Annotated in this window: 15 protein-coding genes; 10 read left to right on the forward strand and 5 right to left on the reverse strand. The window is 59.0% G+C overall.

The window, feature by feature from the left end; all coding sequences use genetic code 11:
* Positions 1-146: 146 nt before the first annotated feature.
* Complete coding sequence (gene acnB, locus J2W17_RS06260; RefSeq protein WP_307330995.1) at positions 147-2,747, forward strand: bifunctional aconitate hydratase 2/2-methylisocitrate dehydratase; 2,601 nt, start codon at positions 147-149, stop codon at positions 2,745-2,747.
* A gap of 322 nt (positions 2,748-3,069) precedes the next feature.
* Here acnB and J2W17_RS06265 read toward each other — a convergent pair whose 3' ends face one another.
* Entirely contained in the window at positions 3,070-4,350 is a 1,281-nt protein-coding gene (locus J2W17_RS06265; RefSeq protein ID WP_307330853.1) for a serine/threonine transporter, read from the reverse strand.
* A gap of 268 nt (positions 4,351-4,618) precedes the next feature.
* Here J2W17_RS06265 and J2W17_RS06270 point away from each other — a divergent pair, with 268 nt between their 5' ends.
* The 6 genes from J2W17_RS06270 (at position 4,619) to J2W17_RS06295 (ending at position 9,542) form a co-directional block, all read left to right on the forward strand.
* Positions 4,619-5,002, forward strand: coding sequence for a tautomerase family protein (locus J2W17_RS06270; RefSeq protein WP_307330856.1), 384 nt, complete (start codon positions 4,619-4,621; stop codon positions 5,000-5,002).
* A gap of 286 nt (positions 5,003-5,288) precedes the next feature.
* On the forward strand, positions 5,289-5,810 hold the full coding sequence (locus tag J2W17_RS06275) for a DUF4822 domain-containing protein (RefSeq protein ID WP_307330859.1): 522 nt from the start codon (positions 5,289-5,291) through the stop codon (positions 5,808-5,810).
* 101 nt (positions 5,811-5,911) lie between these two features.
* Positions 5,912-6,349, forward strand: a complete 438-nt coding sequence (locus J2W17_RS06280; protein WP_307330862.1) for a hypothetical protein — start codon at positions 5,912-5,914, stop codon at positions 6,347-6,349.
* Positions 6,350-6,551: 202 nt separating this feature from the next.
* Positions 6,552-7,517, forward strand: a complete 966-nt coding sequence (locus J2W17_RS06285) for a 2-hydroxyacid dehydrogenase (RefSeq protein WP_307330865.1) — start codon at positions 6,552-6,554, stop codon at positions 7,515-7,517.
* Positions 7,518-7,662: 145 nt separating this feature from the next.
* Positions 7,663-8,730: a phosphotransferase family protein gene (locus J2W17_RS06290; RefSeq protein ID WP_307330869.1), complete on the forward strand. Its 1,068-nt coding sequence runs from the start codon at positions 7,663-7,665 to the stop codon at positions 8,728-8,730.
* 44 nt (positions 8,731-8,774) lie between these two features.
* Positions 8,775-9,542, forward strand: a complete 768-nt coding sequence (locus J2W17_RS06295) for an SDR family oxidoreductase (RefSeq protein WP_307330872.1) — start codon at positions 8,775-8,777, stop codon at positions 9,540-9,542.
* Positions 9,543-9,979: 437 nt separating this feature from the next.
* On the opposite strand, the gene J2W17_RS06300 is transcribed toward J2W17_RS06295, so the two are convergent.
* The 4 genes from J2W17_RS06300 to J2W17_RS06315 form a co-directional block, all read right to left on the reverse strand.
* On the reverse strand, positions 9,980-10,231 hold the full coding sequence (locus J2W17_RS06300) for a DUF1652 domain-containing protein (RefSeq protein ID WP_307330875.1): 252 nt from the start codon (positions 10,229-10,231) through the stop codon (positions 9,980-9,982).
* Between the two features lie 191 nt (positions 10,232-10,422).
* Positions 10,423-11,919, reverse strand: coding sequence for a helix-turn-helix transcriptional regulator (locus tag J2W17_RS06305; protein ID WP_307330878.1), 1,497 nt, complete (start codon positions 11,917-11,919; stop codon positions 10,423-10,425).
* A gap of 192 nt (positions 11,920-12,111) precedes the next feature.
* Complete coding sequence (locus tag J2W17_RS06310) at positions 12,112-13,395, reverse strand: Zn-dependent hydrolase (protein WP_307330881.1); 1,284 nt, start codon at positions 13,393-13,395, stop codon at positions 12,112-12,114.
* Positions 13,396-13,578: 183 nt separating this feature from the next.
* Positions 13,579-15,063 (reverse strand): NCS1 family nucleobase:cation symporter-1, encoded by a 1,485-nt coding sequence (locus J2W17_RS06315; protein ID WP_307330884.1) that lies wholly within the window; start codon positions 15,061-15,063, stop codon positions 13,579-13,581.
* 548 nt (positions 15,064-15,611) lie between these two features.
* Between J2W17_RS06315 and hydA the strand changes: the two genes are divergently transcribed.
* The 3 genes from hydA (at position 15,612) to preA (ending at position 19,848) form a co-directional block, all read left to right on the forward strand.
* Positions 15,612-17,051: a dihydropyrimidinase gene (gene hydA, locus J2W17_RS06320; RefSeq protein ID WP_307330887.1), complete on the forward strand. Its 1,440-nt coding sequence runs from the start codon at positions 15,612-15,614 to the stop codon at positions 17,049-17,051.
* A gap of 154 nt (positions 17,052-17,205) precedes the next feature.
* Entirely contained in the window at positions 17,206-18,573 is a 1,368-nt protein-coding gene (locus J2W17_RS06325) for an NAD(P)-dependent oxidoreductase (RefSeq protein WP_307330998.1), read from the forward strand.
* Positions 18,574-19,848 (forward strand): NAD-dependent dihydropyrimidine dehydrogenase subunit PreA, encoded by a 1,275-nt coding sequence (preA, locus tag J2W17_RS06330; RefSeq protein WP_307330890.1) that lies wholly within the window; start codon positions 18,574-18,576, stop codon positions 19,846-19,848.
* Positions 19,849-19,934 lie beyond the last annotated feature (86 nt).

Raw genomic sequence — 19,934 nt, forward strand, 5'->3', positions numbered from 1 at the left:
GGCGTAAAACTTTGAAAGCAGCTTCTGTAAGGAATTGTCGGTAATTCTGGCTAAGTGGCCCACAACGCCACGCAGCGCATGAGTACGGCAATTTCGGGATGAGCGTCCCGGACACCCAGATGGGACCACTGATGAGGGTAATAACTGTGCTTGAAGCCTACCGCAAACATATCGAAGAGCGTGCAGCACTGGGTATCGTTCCCCAGCCGCTTAACGCCGAACAGACAGCAGGCCTGGTCGAGCTGCTGAAGAATCCCCCGGCGGGCGAAGAAGCTTTCCTCGTTGACCTGATCACCAATCGCGTTCCGCCTGGCGTGGACGAAGCGGCCTATGTCAAGGCCGGTTTCCTATCCGCCCTGGCCAAAGGCGAAGCCACCTCCCCTCTGATCGACAAGAAACGCGCTGTTGAACTGCTCGGCACCATGCAGGGCGGCTATAACATCGTGACCCTGGTCAACCTGCTGGACGACGCCGAACTGGCGCCAGTGGCGGCCAAAGAACTCAAGCACACCTTGCTGATGTTCGATGCTTTCCACGATGTCGCTGAAAGAGCCAAGAACGGCAACGTTCACGCCAAAGGGGTCCTGCAGTCCTGGGCCGACGGCGAGTGGTTCAAGAACCGCCCTGTGCTGGCCGACAAGATCAGCCTGCGCGTATTCAAGGTCACCGGCGAAACCAACACCGACGACCTGTCCCCTGCTCCTGATGCCTGGTCCCGCCCGGACATCCCGCTGCACGCCCTGGCCATGCTGAAAATGGCCCGCGACGGTATCGTGCCGGACGTACAAGGCTCCATCGGCCCGATGAAGCAGATCGAAGAAATGCGCAACAGCGGCTTCCCGATCGCCTACGTCGGTGATGTGGTCGGTACCGGTTCGTCGCGTAAATCGGCCACCAACTCGGTGCTGTGGTTCTTCGGCGACGACGTTCCCTACGTGCCGAACAAGCGCGCCGGTGGCTTCTGCTTCGGCAGCAAGATTGCTCCGATCTTCTACAACACCATGGAAGATGCCGGCGCACTGCCAATCGAATTCGATGTGACCAACATCAACATGGGCGACGTGATCGACCTGTACCCGCACGCTGGCAAAGTCTGCAAGCACGGTACCGACGAAGTCATCACCACCTTCGAAATGAAGACCCCTGTGCTGTTGGACGAAGTCCGTGCCGGCGGTCGTATTCCGCTGATCATCGGCCGTGGCCTGACCGACAAGGCTCGCGCCGAACTGGGCCTGCCAGCGTTCGACCTGTTCAAGAAACCGGATGCCCCGATCGAAAGCACCAAGGGTTTCACCCTGGCGCAGAAAATGGTCGGCAAGGCGTGCGGCGTAGCCGGTGTGCGTCCAGGCACCTACTGCGAACCGAAAATGACCACCGTCGGCTCCCAGGACACCACTGGCCCGATGACCCGTGACGAACTGAAAGACCTGGCGTGCCTGGGCTTCTCGGCCGACCTGGTGATGCAGTCGTTCTGCCACACCGCGGCTTATCCAAAGCCGATCGACGTGACCACCCACCACACCCTGCCTGACTTCATGATGACTCGCGGCGGCGTGTCCCTGCGTCCAGGCGACGGCATCATCCACAGCTGGCTGAACCGCATGCTGCTGCCGGATACCGTCGGTACCGGTGGTGACTCCCACACCCGTTTCCCGATGGGCATTTCGTTCCCGGCCGGTTCCGGTCTGGTTGCGTTCGCCGCAGCCACTGGCGTAATGCCGCTGGACATGCCGGAATCGATCCTGGTGCGCTTCAAAGGCAAAATGCAACCGGGCGTCACCCTGCGTGACCTGGTACACGCCATTCCTTACTTCGCGATTCAGGCTGGCCTGCTGACCGTCGAGAAGAAAGGCAAGAAGAACGCCTTCTCCGGCCGCATTTTGGAAATCGAAGGCCTGGACAACCTGAGCATCGAACAGGCTTTCGAACTGTCCGACGCCTCGGCCGAACGTTCGGCTGCCGGTTGCACCATCAAGCTGTCGAAAGAGTCGATCACCGAGTACCTGAGCTCCAACATCACCCTGCTGCGCTGGATGATCGGCGAAGGCTACGGCGATGCGCGTACCCTGGAACGTCGTGCCCAAGCGATGGAAGCCTGGATCGCCAACCCTGAGCTGATGGTTGCCGATGCTGACGCCGAATACGCTGAAGTCATCGAAATCGACCTGGCCGACATCAAGGAGCCTGTGCTCTGCGCGCCGAACGATCCGGACGACGCCCGTCTGCTGTCCAGCGTGGCTGGCGAGAAGATCGACGAAGTGTTCATCGGTTCGTGCATGACCAACATCGGTCACTTCCGCGCCGCCGGCAAGTTGCTGGAACAGGTCAAGGGTCAGCTGCCAACCCGTCTGTGGCTGTCGCCGCCGACCAAGATGGACGCTCACCAGTTGACCGAAGAAGGCTACTACGGCATCTACGGCAAGGCTGGCGCACGCATGGAAATGCCGGGTTGCTCGCTGTGCATGGGTAACCAGGCACGCGTAGAGCCGAACTCGACTGTCGTGTCGACGTCGACCCGTAACTTCCCGAACCGTCTGGGTGACGGCGCGAACGTCTACCTGGCTTCGGCCGAGTTGGCGTCCGTAGCTTCGATCCTTGGTCGTCTGCCGACCGTCGAGGAGTACATGGAATACGCCGGCAAGATCGACAGCATGGCGGCCGATGTCTACCGCTACCTGTCCTTCGACCAGATCGCCGAGTTCCGCGAAGCGGCTGCGAACGCCAATATCCCGGTCGTTCAAGCCTAACGCTGCAACGCAATAAAAAACGCCGCCCATCGTGAGATGAGCGGCGTTTTTTTTATGGCCTGGTTTACCAGTGGGAGCGAGGCTTGCCCGCGATGGCCATCACGCGAAACAACTGCAAGACCGCGTTATCGTTCATCGCGGGCAAGCCACGCTCCCACAAGGATTTGCGTGAGCGCACAATCCATGCATCACACAGAACAAATGTGGGAGCGGGCTCGCCCGCGAAGAGGCCATCCCATTCAACATCCTCGTTGACGGTAAGACCGCATTCGCGAGCAAGCCCGCTCCCACAGAGTATTCAGTGCGCCAGGTAAATTTGAGCTCAGGCGCTCAGTGAATAGATCAACGCCGAGATTGCCACCAGGCCCACCGCAGTCACGAAGACGTTGGACGCCTGACCGCGATAACGCGCCATCGCCGGCACCTTGCGAATCGCATACATCGGCATCAGGAACAGGATCGCCGCAATGATCGGACCACCGAGGGTTTCGATCATGCCCAGGATGCTCGGGTTCAGCGTGGCAACAATCCAGCACACCACCAGCATGAAGGCCGCGGTCATGCGATCCAGCGTCTTCGGTGCCGGGCGCTTGCCACTCTTCACGATCAGACCTTTAAGACCCTCACTGGCACCGATGTAGTGCCCCAGGAACGACTTGGAAATCGCCACGAACGCAATCAACGGCGCCGCAAAGGCGATGGTCGGATTGCTGAAGTGGTTAGCCAGGTAGGACAGGATCGACAGGTTCTGCGCCTTGGCCTCGGCCAGTTGCGCCGGCGACAGTGTCAGCACGCAGCTGAACACGAAGAACAGCACCATCACCACCATCAAGCCGTGGGCCCGGGACAGGATCTGTGAGCTGCGCTCCTGGGCGTGATCGCCGTAACGACGTTTCTGGTCCACCGCAAACGCCGAGATGATCGGCGAGTGGTTGAACGAAAATACCATCACCGGAATCGCCAGCCACAGGGTGTGCAACAACGCCGAGGGTTCAGGCAGTGTGGAAGCGGTGGCCAGGATGCCGCCGTTCCAGTGCGGAATCAGGAACACCGCGAGAAACAGCAGTGCCACGATGAACGGATAGACCATCAGGCTCATGGCCTTGACGATCGCTTGCTCGCCGCAACGCACCACGGCCAGCAGGCCGAGGATCAGCACCAGCGACAGTACGGCGCGCGGCGGTGGCATGATGTGCAGTTGATGCTCGAGAAAACTGCCCACGGTGTTGGTCAGGGCCACACTGTAGATCAGCAGGATCGGAAAGATCGCAAAGAAGTAAAGCAAGGTGATCAGCGCGCCGGCCCTGATCCCGAAGTGCTCTTCCACCACTTCGGTAATGTCCGCGCCTTCGCGCCCGGACAGCACAAAGCGGGTCAGGCCACGGTGTGCGTAAAACGTCATCGGGAAGGCCAACACTGCCAGGATCAGCAACGGCCAGAAGCCGCCCAGCCCTGCATTGATTGGCAAAAACAACGTGCCAGCCCCGATGGCCGTGCCAAACAGGCCCAGCATCCAGGTGGTGTCATGGCGATTCCAGCGGGTAAGACTTGCTGGTGTCGCCGCTACATAGCGTTCGTCGACGCTATTGGCCTGATCATTCATCCGGTGGGATCTCCGCATTCCGGTCACTGGCTACCCGGTCAGGGCGAGTCGGAAAAATCCGACAGGCAGCGCCCTGGCCGAAACAGGGGCGCGATTGTCCGGGATTTATGAACAGAAGCAAAGACTTAGCTGAGGAATGGTGATTCGGATCAGTTAATCGGGCGACTTTGCCCCTCCTGCAGGCGAGCCACAATCCATTTGCCAACCGTTCACCCTGATGTATGTTCATTCAGGTTCCGTCCGGCAACCCTCATCGCGGAGACAAGCCATGCCACTCGTTCGCGTCGACATCAAAAAGCATCAAGACCCTGCCTACGTCAAACGTGTCGGGCAATTGATCTACGCCGCCATGCACAGCGCCATCGGCGTGCCGGAGAACGATAATTTCCAGATCCTGGCCGAGCACGATGAACAGCATTTCATCTTCGATCCCGGGTACCTGGGCATCCACCGCTCCGATAACCTGGTGGTGATACAAATCACCTTGAGCGAAGGCCGCACCATCGAACAGAAAAAACTGCTTTATAAAACCATTGCTGACACCTTGAATGCGCAATTGGGGGTTCGACTGGAAGATGTTTTCGTCAATCTGGTGGAAGTGAAGAAAGAGAACTGGTCGTTTGGCAATGGTGTTGCCCAGTATGCACTCTGATCTGCGCATGCCTGTCGGAGCTAACAGGAGCGATTACTGAATGACGATATTGCTCATCTTGCAATATTACGCATCGGAAAGCTCCTACAGGCGAAGTATCGATAAGTAAATCCGGCAAATCATTTCTTAAACGCCAGATATACTGATTTGTTACAAGCAACTACCCACCCTTGAACAACCCTCATTTCCAGCTTATATTTTTCAGGCATTGAATGCTGAATGCTGAATGCTGAATGCTGAATGATTAATAGCGCGCGACTTACCCATCAATCATGGAGTTATACGCATGCAAAAAAACAATATTACGTCTACGCTCTTGCTTGCCGCGGCCATGTTGTGCCCCCTCAGCGTCTTTGCGCAACAAACCTCCGCCACTGCCGATATTCAGGACCTGGCCTCCTCTCCCAGGTGGCTGACAACCAAGGTCTATATCGAGGGTGCGCCACAAACGGATGTCAAAGAGAAATATCCCGGGGTGGTCGGAATATCGACATGGGACCCCGAACGCAATCGCTATGAGTTCTTTTACACCGACACGGGAGAATCAAAGTACGACAATGGAGGTGGCGGATACTTTTTTGTCACTGGCGATCAGAAAACCCACGTTTTAGTGCCCGATATGGGGACGACCAAAACCGTAGTCAGGCGATTGGAAACGCTGAGCTCCAATGAGTTCACCTATTCTCGCGAAGTGCCTCGCGACATGAAGGAAAACAATCCTCCGGTGCGCATCTATGTCGTGCATGCGCCCTATACCGGAACAGTAGTTACAAAGTCCGCCATCAAACCCGACACCAATACCAACTGAACCCGTCGGCCCGCCGAGCACAAGCGATTCCATTCATTGCACACGAGTAGCGTCGGGGCGGGAAATATAGCTTGCCACCTGAAAAAACATGGAGTTTAAACATGCATAAAACGCTCAAGATATTTCTGTTATCTACGCTACTGCTCTCCTCGGCTTTCTCCGTTGCCAATGCGCAATCCACAACGCCCTCCCCTGCAAAAAATGCCGTGTCCACGCCAGACAATGCCGTCATGCTGACCGTCTTCCTAAAGCACGATCAGTCACGACCATTGAGCGAATTAAAGGCCCAGCTGGCCAGGCAAGGATTCTATAAGGCCTTTCCACCCGCTGGGGTAGAGGTTGTCAGCTGGAATATCATGATGGGTATCGGACAAGTCGTCACACTGCGCCTTCCGGCTTCCCGTCTGGCAGAAGTAAACCTTGCACTCGAAAATACGGCGTGGGGAAGTTACAGAACCGAGTTCTATCCGACTTATGATTTCAAAGCGATCGCACTGGCGGAACAAACCAAGGCACAACAAACACAAGCTGCTCAGTGACGCCTGCGGCAGCACACTGTATTTGCAGTGTGCTGCACTTTGACGTGACGGCGGCCCTGAAGCGTGAATTTGCTTCTTTCAGGAAGCGGTCCAGACTGAAAAATGTCGCCACAGCAATGACGACCATTGCCAATCCGCTTGGGAATCAGCACCCTGAAACTGGTTTTCACACTCGACACGTAACGATCACAGGAGCAGAGTAATGCCCGCAACCGTTCTGGTACTGGTTGAAACCATCAATGATTACCTGCCGATTCTCGAACACCAGGGCTTTCACCTGATTCTGGCCCCGACGCCCGCCGAGCGCGCCGCGGCCATCACCCGCCACGGCGGTCAGATCGATGCGGTGCTGACTCGCGGTCCATTGGGGCTGTATGCCGATGAAATCGTCGCCCTGCCCAATCTCAAGATCATCTGCGTCATCGGCGCCGGCTACGAACAGGTCGACCTGCAAGCCGCCGCCGACCGGGGTATCACGGTGACTAACGGCGCCGGGGTCAACGCGTCATCGGTGGCCGACCACGCCATGGCCATGCTCCTGGCACTGGTACGCGACATCCCCCGCTGCGACGCTGCCGTGCGCCGCGGCGAGTGGCCAAAAATCATGCGCCCTTCCCTGGCGGGCAAACGCCTGGGCATCCTGGGTCTCGGCGCTGTCGGCATGGCCATTGCCAAACGCGCGGCGCACGGCTTCGACATGACGGTGAGCTACCACAACCGCCAGCATCGCAGCGACGTACCCTACAGCTTCTGTTCGACGCCAACCGAGCTGGCGCGTGCATCGGATTTTCTGATCGTCGCCACCCCCGGGGGCCTGGGTACCAAACACCTAATCAACAAACAGGTGCTCGATGCCCTGGGCCCCAAAGGCTTCGTGGTCAACATCGCACGGGCCAGTGTCATCGTCACCGCGGATCTGATCTACGCATTGGAACAGCGACGAATTGCCGGTGCCGCGCTGGATGTCTTCGATGCCGAACCTCATGTGCCGGATGCATTCAAAACATTGGCCAACGTGATCCTGACGCCGCATGTCGCCGGTTTGTCTCCCGAGGCCACCCAGGGAACCGTGGAGTTGGTGGGTCGCAATCTGGTGGCGTTCTTTTCCGGAAACCCGGTACTCACGCCGATCGATCTGCCGGCCAGCCATGCCAAGGCAGCGCTTTAGGCGATCATTCAAACAGGTGTATCAAAAGCAATGATTGCCCGGCAACACGCTCGCCTATAAGGGCTGTTCGTGGTTGTGGGTGTCAGGCCTGCGCATTAGATTAGCCAATAGTTTAAGGCCTCCAGAATAAGCAGAAGGGATAAGCATGGCGCTTACTGACCAGTCCACCCGTATCCGCTCCGGCGAAGAACTCGATGCCAGGGTGATCGATCCTTACCTCAAGGCCCATATTCCGGGCCTCAGTGGTCAGCCTGCCATCAGCCAGTTCCCTGGCGGCGCGTCCAACCTCACCTATTTGCTGGAATACCCCGGACAGGAGTTCGTCCTGCGTCGGCCTCCGTTCGGCCAAAAGGCCAAGTCTGCCCACGACATGGGCCGGGAGTTCCGGATTCTCAATCAGCTCCGGAACGGCTTCCCATACTGTCCTAAGGCCTACGTGCACTGCACAGATGAATCGGTGATCGGCGCCGAGTTCTATGTGATGGAACGGGTCAAGGGCATCATCCTGCGCGCCGAACTGCCGCCGGAGCTGGGCCTGGATTCGGCCAGGACCGAAACCCTGTGCAAGAGCTTTATCGACAAGTTAGTCGAGCTGCATCAGGTCGATTACAACGCCCACGGCCTGGGCGACCTCGGCAAACCTGAAGGCTACGTCGCACGACAGATCAAAGGCTGGAGCGAACGCTACGAAAGAGCCCTGACTCCGGACGCGCCGCAATGGCAGGCGGTCAAGGCCTGGCTCAATGACAAAATGCCGGCCGATCACCCAACGTCGAGCGTCGTGCACAACGATTACCGCTTCGATAACGTGATCCTCGACCCGAACAATCCGATGCAGATCATCGGCGTGCTCGACTGGGAACTGACCACCCTCGGTGACCCGTTGATGGACTTGGGCAACACCCTCGCCTATTGGATCGAAGCCGACGACCCGGCGCCGGTGCAACTGATGCGCCGCCAACCAAGCCACGCCCCGGGCATGCTGACCCGCCGCGAATTCGTCGATTACTACGCCCAACGTTCAGGTATCGAGATCGACAATTTCGATTTCTACTACACCTACGGCCTGTTCCGCCTGGCCGGTATCGTGCAACAGATCTACTACCGCTTCTTCCATGGTCAGACCCAGGACAAACGTTTCGCGCAGTTCATTCATATGAACAAACTGCTGGAACAGATGAGCCTGCAGGTCATTCACACATCCAGTCTTTGACTACGCACCTGGCCCAATAACAAGATTTTTCATAAGGGAATCCCATGTCCAAGACACAGTTGTTCGACCTCGACGGCAAGATCGCTTTCGTTTCCGGTGCCAGCCGCGGTATCGGTGAAGCCATTGCCAAGCTGCTGGCACAGCAAGGCGCCCACGTCATCGTTTCGAGCCGCAAACTCGATGGCTGCCAGCACGTGGCTGACGCCATCATCGCTGCCGGCGGCAAAGCCACCGCCATCGCTTGCCATATCGGTGAAATGGAACAGATCAGCCAGGTCTTCGCCGGCATCAAGGAACAGTTCGGGCGCCTGGACATTTTGGTCAACAACGCCGCGACCAACCCGCAGTTCTGCAATGTACTGGACACCGACCTCGGCGCCTTTCAGAAAACCGTGGACGTCAACATCCGCGGCTACTTCTTCATGTCGGTGGAAGCCGGCAAGCTGATGCGCGAGAACGGTGGCGGCAGCATCATCAACGTGGCTTCGATCAACGGCGTCTCGCCGGGGATTTTCCAGGGCATCTACTCGGTGACCAAGGCCGCCGTGATCAACATGACCAAGGTGTTCGCCAAGGAATGCGCGCAGTTCGGCATTCGATGCAACGCGCTGTTGCCAGGGCTCACCGACACCAAGTTCGCTTCGGCGCTGGTGAAAAACGAGTCGATCCTGAACACCGCGCTGCAGCAGATTCCCCTCAAGCGCGTAGCGCACCCGAGTGAGATGGCAGGGGCGGTGCTTTACCTGGCCAGCGACGCGTCCAGTTACACCACTGGCGTAGCGCTGAACGTGGATGGCGGCTACCTGTCCTGATTCGAATGCTCGAGGCGCCTTGAGCGAAACCGCCAGTGACACCTGTCACTGGCGGTACCCGCAAACACAGCGGCGCCTACTGCGTGATGCAACGAGTAAGCGTTGTGTGACGGGTCACCTGCCCTTGCGCCCTCATATCGCCCTGTACCTCGGTGTTTTCCGAGGTTTGGCACGTGCGTTCAGGGGGTGGTGGCGGTGCGGCGGGAGGGGGTGGCGGCGGACTGGCGCAGCCCCCCAGAATCGCTGTAAAGAATGCGAACGACAGTGGCGCGACGATGCGTTTCCCAAGACTTTTCATAGGCTGACCCGCGGTAAGTGATCGACACATTTCCGCGACACTGGAACTCCACCGCAAATCCGCGGACCGGTCACAGAAAAAATACCCTCGTATCCCTTATAGCCCAGTCGCCCGCCAACGCCAGTAAACCGAGCGTTTCCTATACCACCGGATCAGAACGATGCAGGCCGTTGCTCTCCAGTTCATAGCGCAACTCTTCGATCAAGGCGACAACCGCCTCGGGCGTACGCAGCGCCGCTACGCTCAATCCGCTGACCACCAGATCCACTTGCCCGGACACCGGATGATACAGCTTCACCGTCAGCGAACTATCACCTGACAGATTGCATTCGCAGGCCAATGGCGAAAAGCTGCGCTCCAGTTCAGAGCGCAATTGCGTCAGATAAATCATTGCGATTCACCGTGCAGTGGCGCAAGGGAGACCGCACCCTCGAACGTATGATGGCCCATGTGACTGTTCCTTGAATATCCAAAGGGGACGCGATAACACTCCGAAGACTCGTATCGCACCCTTACAGGCTACGAACTGTCGCCTCTGGCCAGAACCTCCATTTGCACCGTCCCAGCTAGTGCATTTGCACCTTAACGATGCCGCTTTGGCCGCCTCTCGCTGGAGAACAACCCACGTTCGCGTGCCCAGACAATCGCCTCGCTGCGACTGTGCACATCCAGCTTGGAATAAACCATCGACACATGATTGCGCACCGTGTTGGTCGCCAGTTTCAGCCGTACCGCGATTTCCTTGTCGGCCAGCCCTTCACAGATCAGGCCTAACACATCACGCTCCCGGGCCGTCAAGTCAGTGAAGGAGACGCTGGGCAGTGTCGGCGAACTGACGTTCTTCACATTGGCGAGTTTCTCGATCAGCATGCGACTGAACCAGGACGCATCTTTCATCACCTCTTCAATGGCCGATACCAGTTCAAGCTCCGTGCGTTTACGCTCTGTGACGTCCATCAATACCAGCAGGTAGCACAGGCCATCCTGAATGGCCACGGTATCGGCCGACACCGCACAATCGATCAATTCGCCGCCTTTTTTACGGACACGAACATCGATGCGATCCAGGCTTGCGGTTTTTTCCAACGCCGCAAACAGCTGGGTCCGTGTGCCCTTGTCATGGATGAAATCGATCTGCGCGATGGTCTTGCCGAATACCTCTTCACCGGGGTACGCAAAGGTATCCAGAAACGCTTTATTGACGTCCATCACCATCTGATCATGGGCGCTACACACCAGGATCGGCACCGGGGTCAGGCGAAACGCCTTGGCGAAACGCTCCTCGCTCTGGCGCAGGGCAATTTCGGCCTTGTGTCGCGGCTCCATGTCGACGAAGGAAAACAACATGCAGGCTTCGTCATTGAGCTCAAGGGGTTGGCCGGCGACGATGACCTGTTTGTAGCCACCGTCGGACACTTGCAGCTGCGCCGACATTTGCCCAATGGTCGTTCCTTCGCGCAATCGTTGTTTGGCCAGGTCCTTGTTTTCGGCGCCATCCAGCACGTCCAGTTCATAGGTCGTGATGCCGATAACCTGATCGCGGGCATAGCCGGTCATGTCGAGGAAGCCGGGGTTGACCTTGATGTAGCGCAAATCGCTGAGACGGCAGATCACCGCAGGAGCCGGATTGGCGTTAAAGGTTTTTTCGAAACGCTGCTCGGCGCTGGCCCATTCGGTAACATCGTCCATGATCAACACCAGCGACTCCGGATCGCCCGCAGTGTCTGTCAGGACCATGCTGCGCACGCTGTGCACCCAGGAACGCTCTTCGTCCCCAGTCGGCATCACCTCGACCAATACGTCACTGAAGGTCTCGCCGCGAGCCACGCGGGCGATTGGATAATTGTCGGCCGGGACCGGATGATTATTGCGATAGCGTAAAGTGAAGCGACTGGCGTATTCCCTGGCATCGCCGCCCAGCTCACCCATCCGGCTGACACCGTGCATGGCCAACGCGGCCTCGTTGGCCCAGAGAATGGTCTGGTCGAGCTCCAACAGAATCACCCCGTCGGACAGCCCCGCGATGATTTGCTGCAACTGCCGGCGATTGGTTTCGGTGCTCAGGACGTCCTGGCTCATTGCATCTCCACGGGTGTGACTGCGCGATTACGCGCTGCCTGTGAAGATTACGACCACAGACGAGCCTGATCGTGCTGAGGCTGTTCACCGAGGATGCCGGGAACAGGTCAATGCAGCCTGCGCCAGCTCCTGCATTGACCCAGTAGATCCTTGGCCCATGCAGGAGCTGCCGCAGGCTGCGATCTTCGCTTTTCAGGCCGACAGTTTTCCGGATGCAATGGCAGCGGACGCCGCCAGCATCGCCCGCAACAACACCGCACATCCAGCCGCCAGATCATCCGGGGCGGCGTTTTCGATTTCGTTATGGCTGATGCCGCCTTCGCAAGGCACGAAGATCATCCCGGCCGGGCCGAGTTCGGCGAGGAAGATTGCGTCGTGCCCTGCTCCGCTGACGATGTCCATGTGCGACAGGCCCAGCCCTTGGGCGGCACCGCGTACCGCTTCCACACAACCCTTATCGAAATACAACGGCGGGAAATCGGCAGTGGGCGTCAGCTCGAAAGTCAGGCCGTGGGTCTGACAGGTGGTTTCGATCACCTCGCGGACCTCGGCGATCATCGAGTCCAGGCGTGCCGGCTCCAAATGGCGGAAGTCGAGGGTCATGCGCACTTCACCGGGGATGACGTTTCGCGAGCCGGGATAGGCTTGCAGGCAACCGACGGTGCCACAGGCATGGGGTTGGTGGCCAAGAGCAGCGCGGTTGACGGCGCCGACGATGATTGAGGCGCCGACCAGGGCGTCCTTGCGCAAGTGCATCGGTGTCGGGCCGGCGTGGGCTTCGACGCCGCGCAGTTTCAAGTCGAACCATTTCTGGCCGAGGGCGCCCATGACGACACCAATGGTCTTGTGTTCGTCTTCAAGGATCGGGCCTTGCTCGATGTGCGCTTCGAAATAGGCGCCCACCGCGTGCCCGCTGACCTTGCGTGGGCCGGCATACCCGATGGCGTTCAGCGCTTCGCCGACAGTGATACCTTCGGCGTCGACCTTGGCCAATGTTTCTTCCAGGGTGAATTTTTCCGCGAACACACCGGAGCCCATCATGCAGGGGGCGAAGCGCGAGCCTTCTTCGTTGGTCCAGACCACCACTTCCAGCGGTGCTTCGGTTTCCACCCCCAGATCGTTGAGGGTGCGCAAGACTTCTACGCCGGCCAGCACGCCGAAGCAGCCATCGAACTTGCCACCGGTGGGTTGGGTGTCGATGTGGCTGCCGGTCATGACCGGGGGCAAGTCCGGATTACGTCCGGGGCGGCGGGCGAAGATGTTGCCAACGGCGTCGATGCTGACGGTGCACCCGGCCTCCTCGCACCACCGCACGAAAATATCCCGGGCCTGGCGGTCGAGGTCGGTCAGCGCCAGGCGACAGACACCACCCTTGACCGTGGCGCCGAGCTTGGCCAGTTCCATGAGCGACTGCCATAGACGGTCGCGGTTGATGTGCTGATGGGTGGACTGCAGAACGTCTACGGCTGCGTTCATGGTGATCTCCTCAGGCAGTTATTATAGGTTTTTTCAGGCAAATTTTTGCTGTTCTGGAGGCAGCCTTCGCTGCGATGCGGCGACCCGACAAGCCAGCTCCTACAGGGGATTGGTGTCGGACACAAATAGTGAGTAAACCCCGGCCAACTGTAGGAGCGGGCTTGCCCGCGAAGGGGCCCTCCCTCACACCGCAGATTTCACTGCAGTCGGACTCGGCCGCATCACACTCAACCCGTAATAAATCAGCCCGCCCAGTGCCGACCCGGTAAACCAGCCATAACTGTAGAACCAGCTGAACGCATCACTGCCGAGCGACAACAACGTCAACACCACCGGGACACCGAAAGCGATAAACCCGAACCAGTTCCACGCCGGGTAAACGTCATCGCGATACAGCCCGGCCAGGTCCAGTTGCTGCTTCTTGATCAGGAAATAGTCCACCACCATGATCCCGGCAATCGGCCCCAACAAACTGGAGTAACCCAGCAACCAGTTGGAATAGACCGTTTCCAGGCTCAGATCGGAAACAATCAGCCCAAGCTTTTTCAGCAATTCATGCGCCATCAGCACCAGCCCGACCAGACCGGTGAGCATCACCGCCTTGGTCCGGTTGATGACCTTGGGCGCAATGTTCTGGAAGTCGTTGGTCGGCGAAACGATGTTGGCTGCGGTGTTGGTCGACAGCGTGGCGATGATGATCAGCGCCATGGCCAGCGCGACCCACACCGGGCTTTGGATATGCCCGATCAAGGTGACCGGATCGGAGACGGTGACGCCCACCAGTTTCACGGAGGCGGCCGTCATCACCACACCGAGGGAGGCGAACAGGAACATGGTCAGGGGCAAGCCGATGATCTGCCCGACAATCTGGTCCTTCTGGCTTTTCGCGTAGCGACTGAAGTCCGGGATATTCAACGAGAGTGTGGCCCAGAACCCGACCATCGCCGTCAGCCCGGCGGCGAAGTAACTGACCACGCTCGCCCCTTCCGGGCGCTTGGGCGGGATCGCCAGCAACTCGGTCATCGACACATTCGGCATCGCCCACACCAGCAGCCCCACACCGACCAGCACCAACAGCGGCGCAGACAGGGTTTCCAGCCACTTGATCGATTCGGCGCCACGGATCACCACCCACAGGTTCAACACCCAGAACACCATGAAGCCGATGACTTCGCCGGTACCGCCCAGTGACTTCCAGCCTTCGAACACCGACCCCAGGAACAGATGAATCGCCAGGCCGCCGAACATAGTCTGGATGCCGAACCAGCCGCAGGCCACCAACGCGCGGATCAGGCATGGAATGTTGGAGCCGAGGATGCCGAAGGACGAACGCAGCAGCACCGGAAACGGAATGCCGTATTTAGTGCCGGGGAACGCGTTAAGCGTCAGGGGGATCAGCACAATGATATTGGCAAACAGGATCGCCAGCAGCGCCTCGCCCACGCTCAGGCCGAAGTAGGCGGTGAGCACCCCGCCCAGGGTATAGGTCGGCACGCAGATGGCCATGCCGACCCACAAGGCGGTGATGTGCCATTTGTTCCAGGTTCGCTCGCGCACCTTGGTCGGTGCCATGTCGTGGTTGTAACGGGGACTGTCGAGAACATCGCTGCCGGCTTCGAGCTCGAACAAGCCGTCGCGCTCGGTCACTTGCGATCTGATCTGTTGCATGGCCGCTCCACTGTTCTTTGAATTATTGTTTGCTCATCAGGGGCTGATGGCATCAATAACTGTGCCTGGCACCCCGTCTGCGCATCGGGCAGTTCCATAAAAATTGTAAGTAACTGATGTACATCATTTTTAGTTATCAGAATATGAATTCCCGTTTACTTGCCATGCTACTCAGGCTGACTATCTGACAAGTTGTCCGGAAACTGTCGGGACTCAATCTGGTGCAGCTGTTTCTTCCAAGGTGGCGCATCAACCATAGCCCATCCCTCAAGCGACTGATTTCACATAGAAATCTCGTTCATTTTCAGAACCTGTCAAGTGCGTCAAAATGGTGAGGCACCTCACCATTTCAGTGAATTTGTTATTTTATCTTTAAATATCAACATGTTAAAAAATATATAAGCTTATAAAAATATTCTTGCCCAATCCCCAAACTGCAGCTAGCGTCTATTCTTGACAGCACTGACAGGAATACACCTGTTGGTCTCCGCTTCATATAAAACATTTAGAACCGGCATCAGTCGGTCATTGCCTGCGAGGAACTCGGAATGTCTCTGTTGATCCGTGGCGCCACCCTTATTACCCATGATGAAAGTTTTCGTGCCGACGTGTACTGCGCCGACGGCGTGATCAAAGCCATCGGTGACAACCTTGATGTACCGGCGGGCGCCGAAGTGCTCGACGGCAGCGGCCAATACCTGATGCCCGGTGGCATCGACCCGCACACGCACATGCAACTGCCCTTCATGGGCACCGTGGCCAGCGAGGATTTTTTCAGCGGTACGGCGGCGGGGCTTGCCGGTGGCACCACTTCGATCATCGACTTCGTGATTCCCAATCCGCAGCAGTCGCTGATGGAAGCGTTCCATCAGTGGCGCGGCTGGGCCGAGAAGTCGGCATCGGATTACGGCTTCCATGTCGCGATCACCTGGTGGAGTGAGCAGGTTCGTGAAGAAATGGGCGAACTGGTCAGCCAGCATGGCGTCAACAGTTTCAAGCATTTCATGGCCTACAAGAACGCAATCATGGCCGCCGACGACACCCTGGTGGCAAGTTTCGAACGCTGCCTGGAGTTGGGCGCGGTGCCGACCGTGCACGCGGAAAACGGCGAACTGGTCTATCACCTGCAACGCAAGTTGATGGCCCAGGGCATGACCGGCCCTGAAGCGCATCCGCTGTCGCGTCCTTCGCAGGTTGAAGGTGAAGCGGCGAGCCGGGCGATCCGTATCGCCGAAACCCTGGGCACACCCTTGTACCTGGTGCATGTCTCGACCAAGGAAGCCCTCGACGAAATCACCTACGCCCGCAGCAAGGGCCAGCAAGTCTACGGCGAAGTGCTGGCCGGGCATCTGCTGCTGGACGACAGCGTCTATCAACACCCGGACTGGCAGACTGCCGCCGGTTACGTGATGAGCCCGCCCTTCCGTCCTCTCGGTCATCAGCAAGCACTTTGGAACGGCTTGCAGTCGGGCAACCTGCACACCACCGCCACCGACCACTGTTGCTTCTGCGCCGAGCAAAAAGCCGCCGGGCGCGATGACTTCAGCAAGATCCCCAACGGCACCGCCGGGATCGAAGACCGCATGGCGGTGCTTTGGGATGAAGGGGTGAACAGTGGGCGTTTGTCGATGCAGCACTTTGTTGCACTGACCTCCACCAACACCGCGAAGATCTTCAACCTCTACCCGCGCAAAGGCGCGATACGGGTCGGTGCCGATGCCGATCTGGTGCTGTGGGATCCTGAGGGTACGCGGACGATTTCGGCGAAAACGCATCACCAGCAGGTCGACTTCAACATCTTCGAAGGCAAGACCGTGCGCGGCGTGCCGAGCCACACCATCAGCCAGGGCCGGGTGGTCTGGGCCGATGGCGACTTGCGGGCCGAGCGTGGGGCCGGACGGTATATCGAACGGCCGGCGTATCCGGCGGTGTTTGAGTTGCTGAGCAAGCGGGCTGAGTTGAATCAGCCGATTGCAGTGAAACGCTGAGAGCGGCCTTCGGCCTTTCGCTGGCAAGCCAGCTCCTACAGGGGCGTCGCAGATCAACTGTAGGAGCTGGCTTGCCAGCGAAGGCGTCGGCACAGACAACGAAAAACCAATGCCCACCAGAGGCAGCACCTCAAATAACCGTGAGGCCAACACCGTGATCAAGACCCTGAACCACCTCCCGCATCCCTATGAGAATGCGGCCGCCCTCGCCGGCCATTTCACCGACCTGGCGCCGCCACTCAACGACCGCCAGGCCCATCTGGAAGCCTCGCGCTGTCTGTATTGCTACGACGCGCCCTGCGTGAATGCCTGCCCGAGCGAGATCGACATTCCCTCGTTCATCCGCAACATCCACCAGGACAACGTGCAGGGCGCCGCGCAGAAAATTCTCTCGGCCAACATCCTCGGCGGCAGTTGCGCGCGGGTGTGCCCGACGGAAATCCTCTGCCAGCAAGCCTGTGTGCGCAACAACGCCCATGAATGCGCCCCGGTACTGATCGGCCTGTTGCAACGTTACGCGGTGGACAACGCGCACTTTGACGCACACCCGTTCCAGCGTGCCGCAGCCACCGGCAAGCGCATCGCCGTGGTCGGTGCCGGTCCCGCCGGCTTGTCCTGCGCCCACCGCAGCGCCATGCACGGGCATGACGTGGTGATCTTCGAGGCGCGGGAAAAAGCCGGCGGCCTCAATGAATACGGGATAGCCAAGTACAAACTGGTGGACGATTACGCGCAGAAGGAGCTGGAATTCCTGCTGCAGATCGGTGGCATCGACATCCGTCACGGGCAAAGACTGGGCGAGAACCTGAGCTTGAGTGAGCTGCATCAACAATTCGATGCGGTGTTCCTCGGCCTCGGGCTGGCGGCCAGCAAGCAACTCGGGTTAGCGCACGAAGACGCACCAGGCCTGCTTGCCGCCACCGACTATATCCGCGAACTGCGCCAGGCCGATGACCTGAGCCAGCTGCCCCTTGCCGATCGCTGCATCGTCCTCGGAGCCGGCAACACCGCCATCGACATGGCCGTGCAAATGGCCCGTCTCGGTGCTCGCGACGTCAATCTGGTGTATCGCCGAGGTGTCGAGGACATGGGCGCCACCGGCCACGAGCAGGACATCGCCAAGGCCAATCAGGTGCGCTTGTTGACGTGGGCACAACCGGAACAAGTATTGCTCGACGACCATGGCCAGGTGCGCGGCATGCGCTTCGCCCGCACCCACCTGGTGGAAGACCGCCTGCAAACCACAGGGGAAACCTTCGAACTGGCCGCCGACGCCATTTTCAAAGCCATCGGCCAGGCCTTTGACGCCGCTGCCCTCGCCGACCCGCTGGCCCGTGAACTCAAACGCCAGGGCGAGCGCATCCTGGTCGACGAACAGCTTCGCACCAGCATCCCCGGGGTATATGCCGGCGGCGATTGCACCAGCCTCGATCAGGACCTCACCGTGCAGGCCGTGCAGCACGGCAAACTGGCTGCCGAAACCATCAACGCCCAACTCATGCTCAACGTGGAGGCTGCGTAAATGGCCGATCTTTCGATAGTCTTCGCCGGCATCAAAGCCCCCAATCCGTTCTGGCTGGCCTCCGCGCCACCGACCGACAAGGCCTACAACGTGGTCCGTGCCTTCGAGGCCGGCTGGGGCGGCGTGGTCTGGAAAACCCTGGGTGAAGACCCGGCGGCGGTCAATGTGTCGTCGCGTTACTCCGCACACTTCGGACCCAACCGTGAAGTGATGGGTTTCAACAACATCGAGCTGATCACCGATCGGACCCTGGAGATCAACCTGCGGGAAATCACCCAGGTCAAGAAGGACTGGCCGGACCGCGCACTGATCGTCTCGCTGATGGTGCCCTGTGTCGAAGAGTCGTGGAAATCCATCTTGCCGCTGGTGGAAGCCACCGGTGCCGACGGCATCGAACTGAACTTCGGCTGCCCCCATGGCATGCCGGAACGGGGCATGGGCGCAGCGGTCGGCCAGGTGCCGGAGTATGTCGAGCAGGTTACCCGCTGGTGCAAGACGTATTGCTCGCTGCCAGTCATCGTCAAGCTCACGCCGAACATCACCGACATCCGCGTCGCCGCCCGCGCCGCCCATCGTGGCGGCGCCGATGCGGTATCGCTGATCAACACCATCAACTCGATCACCAGCGTCAACCTGGAACGCATGGTCGCTAATCCCGCCGTCGGCAGCCAGAGCACCCACGGCGGTTATTGCGGGTCGGCGGTCAAGCCGATCGCGCTGAACATGGTCGCCGAAATCGCCCGCGATCCGCAGACCCAGGGCCTGCCGATCTGCGGCATCGGCGGGATTGGCAGCTGGCGCGACGCGGCGGAATTCATCGCCCTGGGCAGCGGTGCAGTGCAGGTATGCACCGCGGCGATGCTGCATGGTTTTCGGATCGTCGACGAGATGAAGGATGGCTTGTCACGCTGGATGGACAGTCAGGGTTATGCCAGCGTCGCCGATTTTTCAGGACGTGCGGTGAGCAACACCACGGACTGGAAGTACCTCGACATGAACTATCAGGTCATTGCGAAGATCGATCAGCAAGCCTGCATCGGATGCGGTCGCTGCCATATCGCCTGCGAAGACACTTCACACCAGGCCGTTGCCAGCCTCAAGCAAGCGGATGGCACGCGTAAATATGAAGTAATCGAGGATGAATGCGTGGGCTGCAACCTGTGCCAGATCACCTGCCCGGTGCAGGATTGCATCGAGATGGTGCCGATGGAGAACGGCAAGCCGTTTCTGGATTGGAATCATGATCCGCGCAATCCGTATCATGTTGCCCCTTGAATTCGTCGGTGCCTGAGCGGACGCCTTCGCGGCGGTGCGGCGATCCGACAAGCCCGCTCCCACAGATTTTTGGTGTACTCGGGATT

Source organism: Pseudomonas lini (assembly GCF_030812475.1).
In the GTDB taxonomy this organism is placed as follows: domain Bacteria; phylum Pseudomonadota; class Gammaproteobacteria; order Pseudomonadales; family Pseudomonadaceae; genus Aquipseudomonas; species Aquipseudomonas lini_A.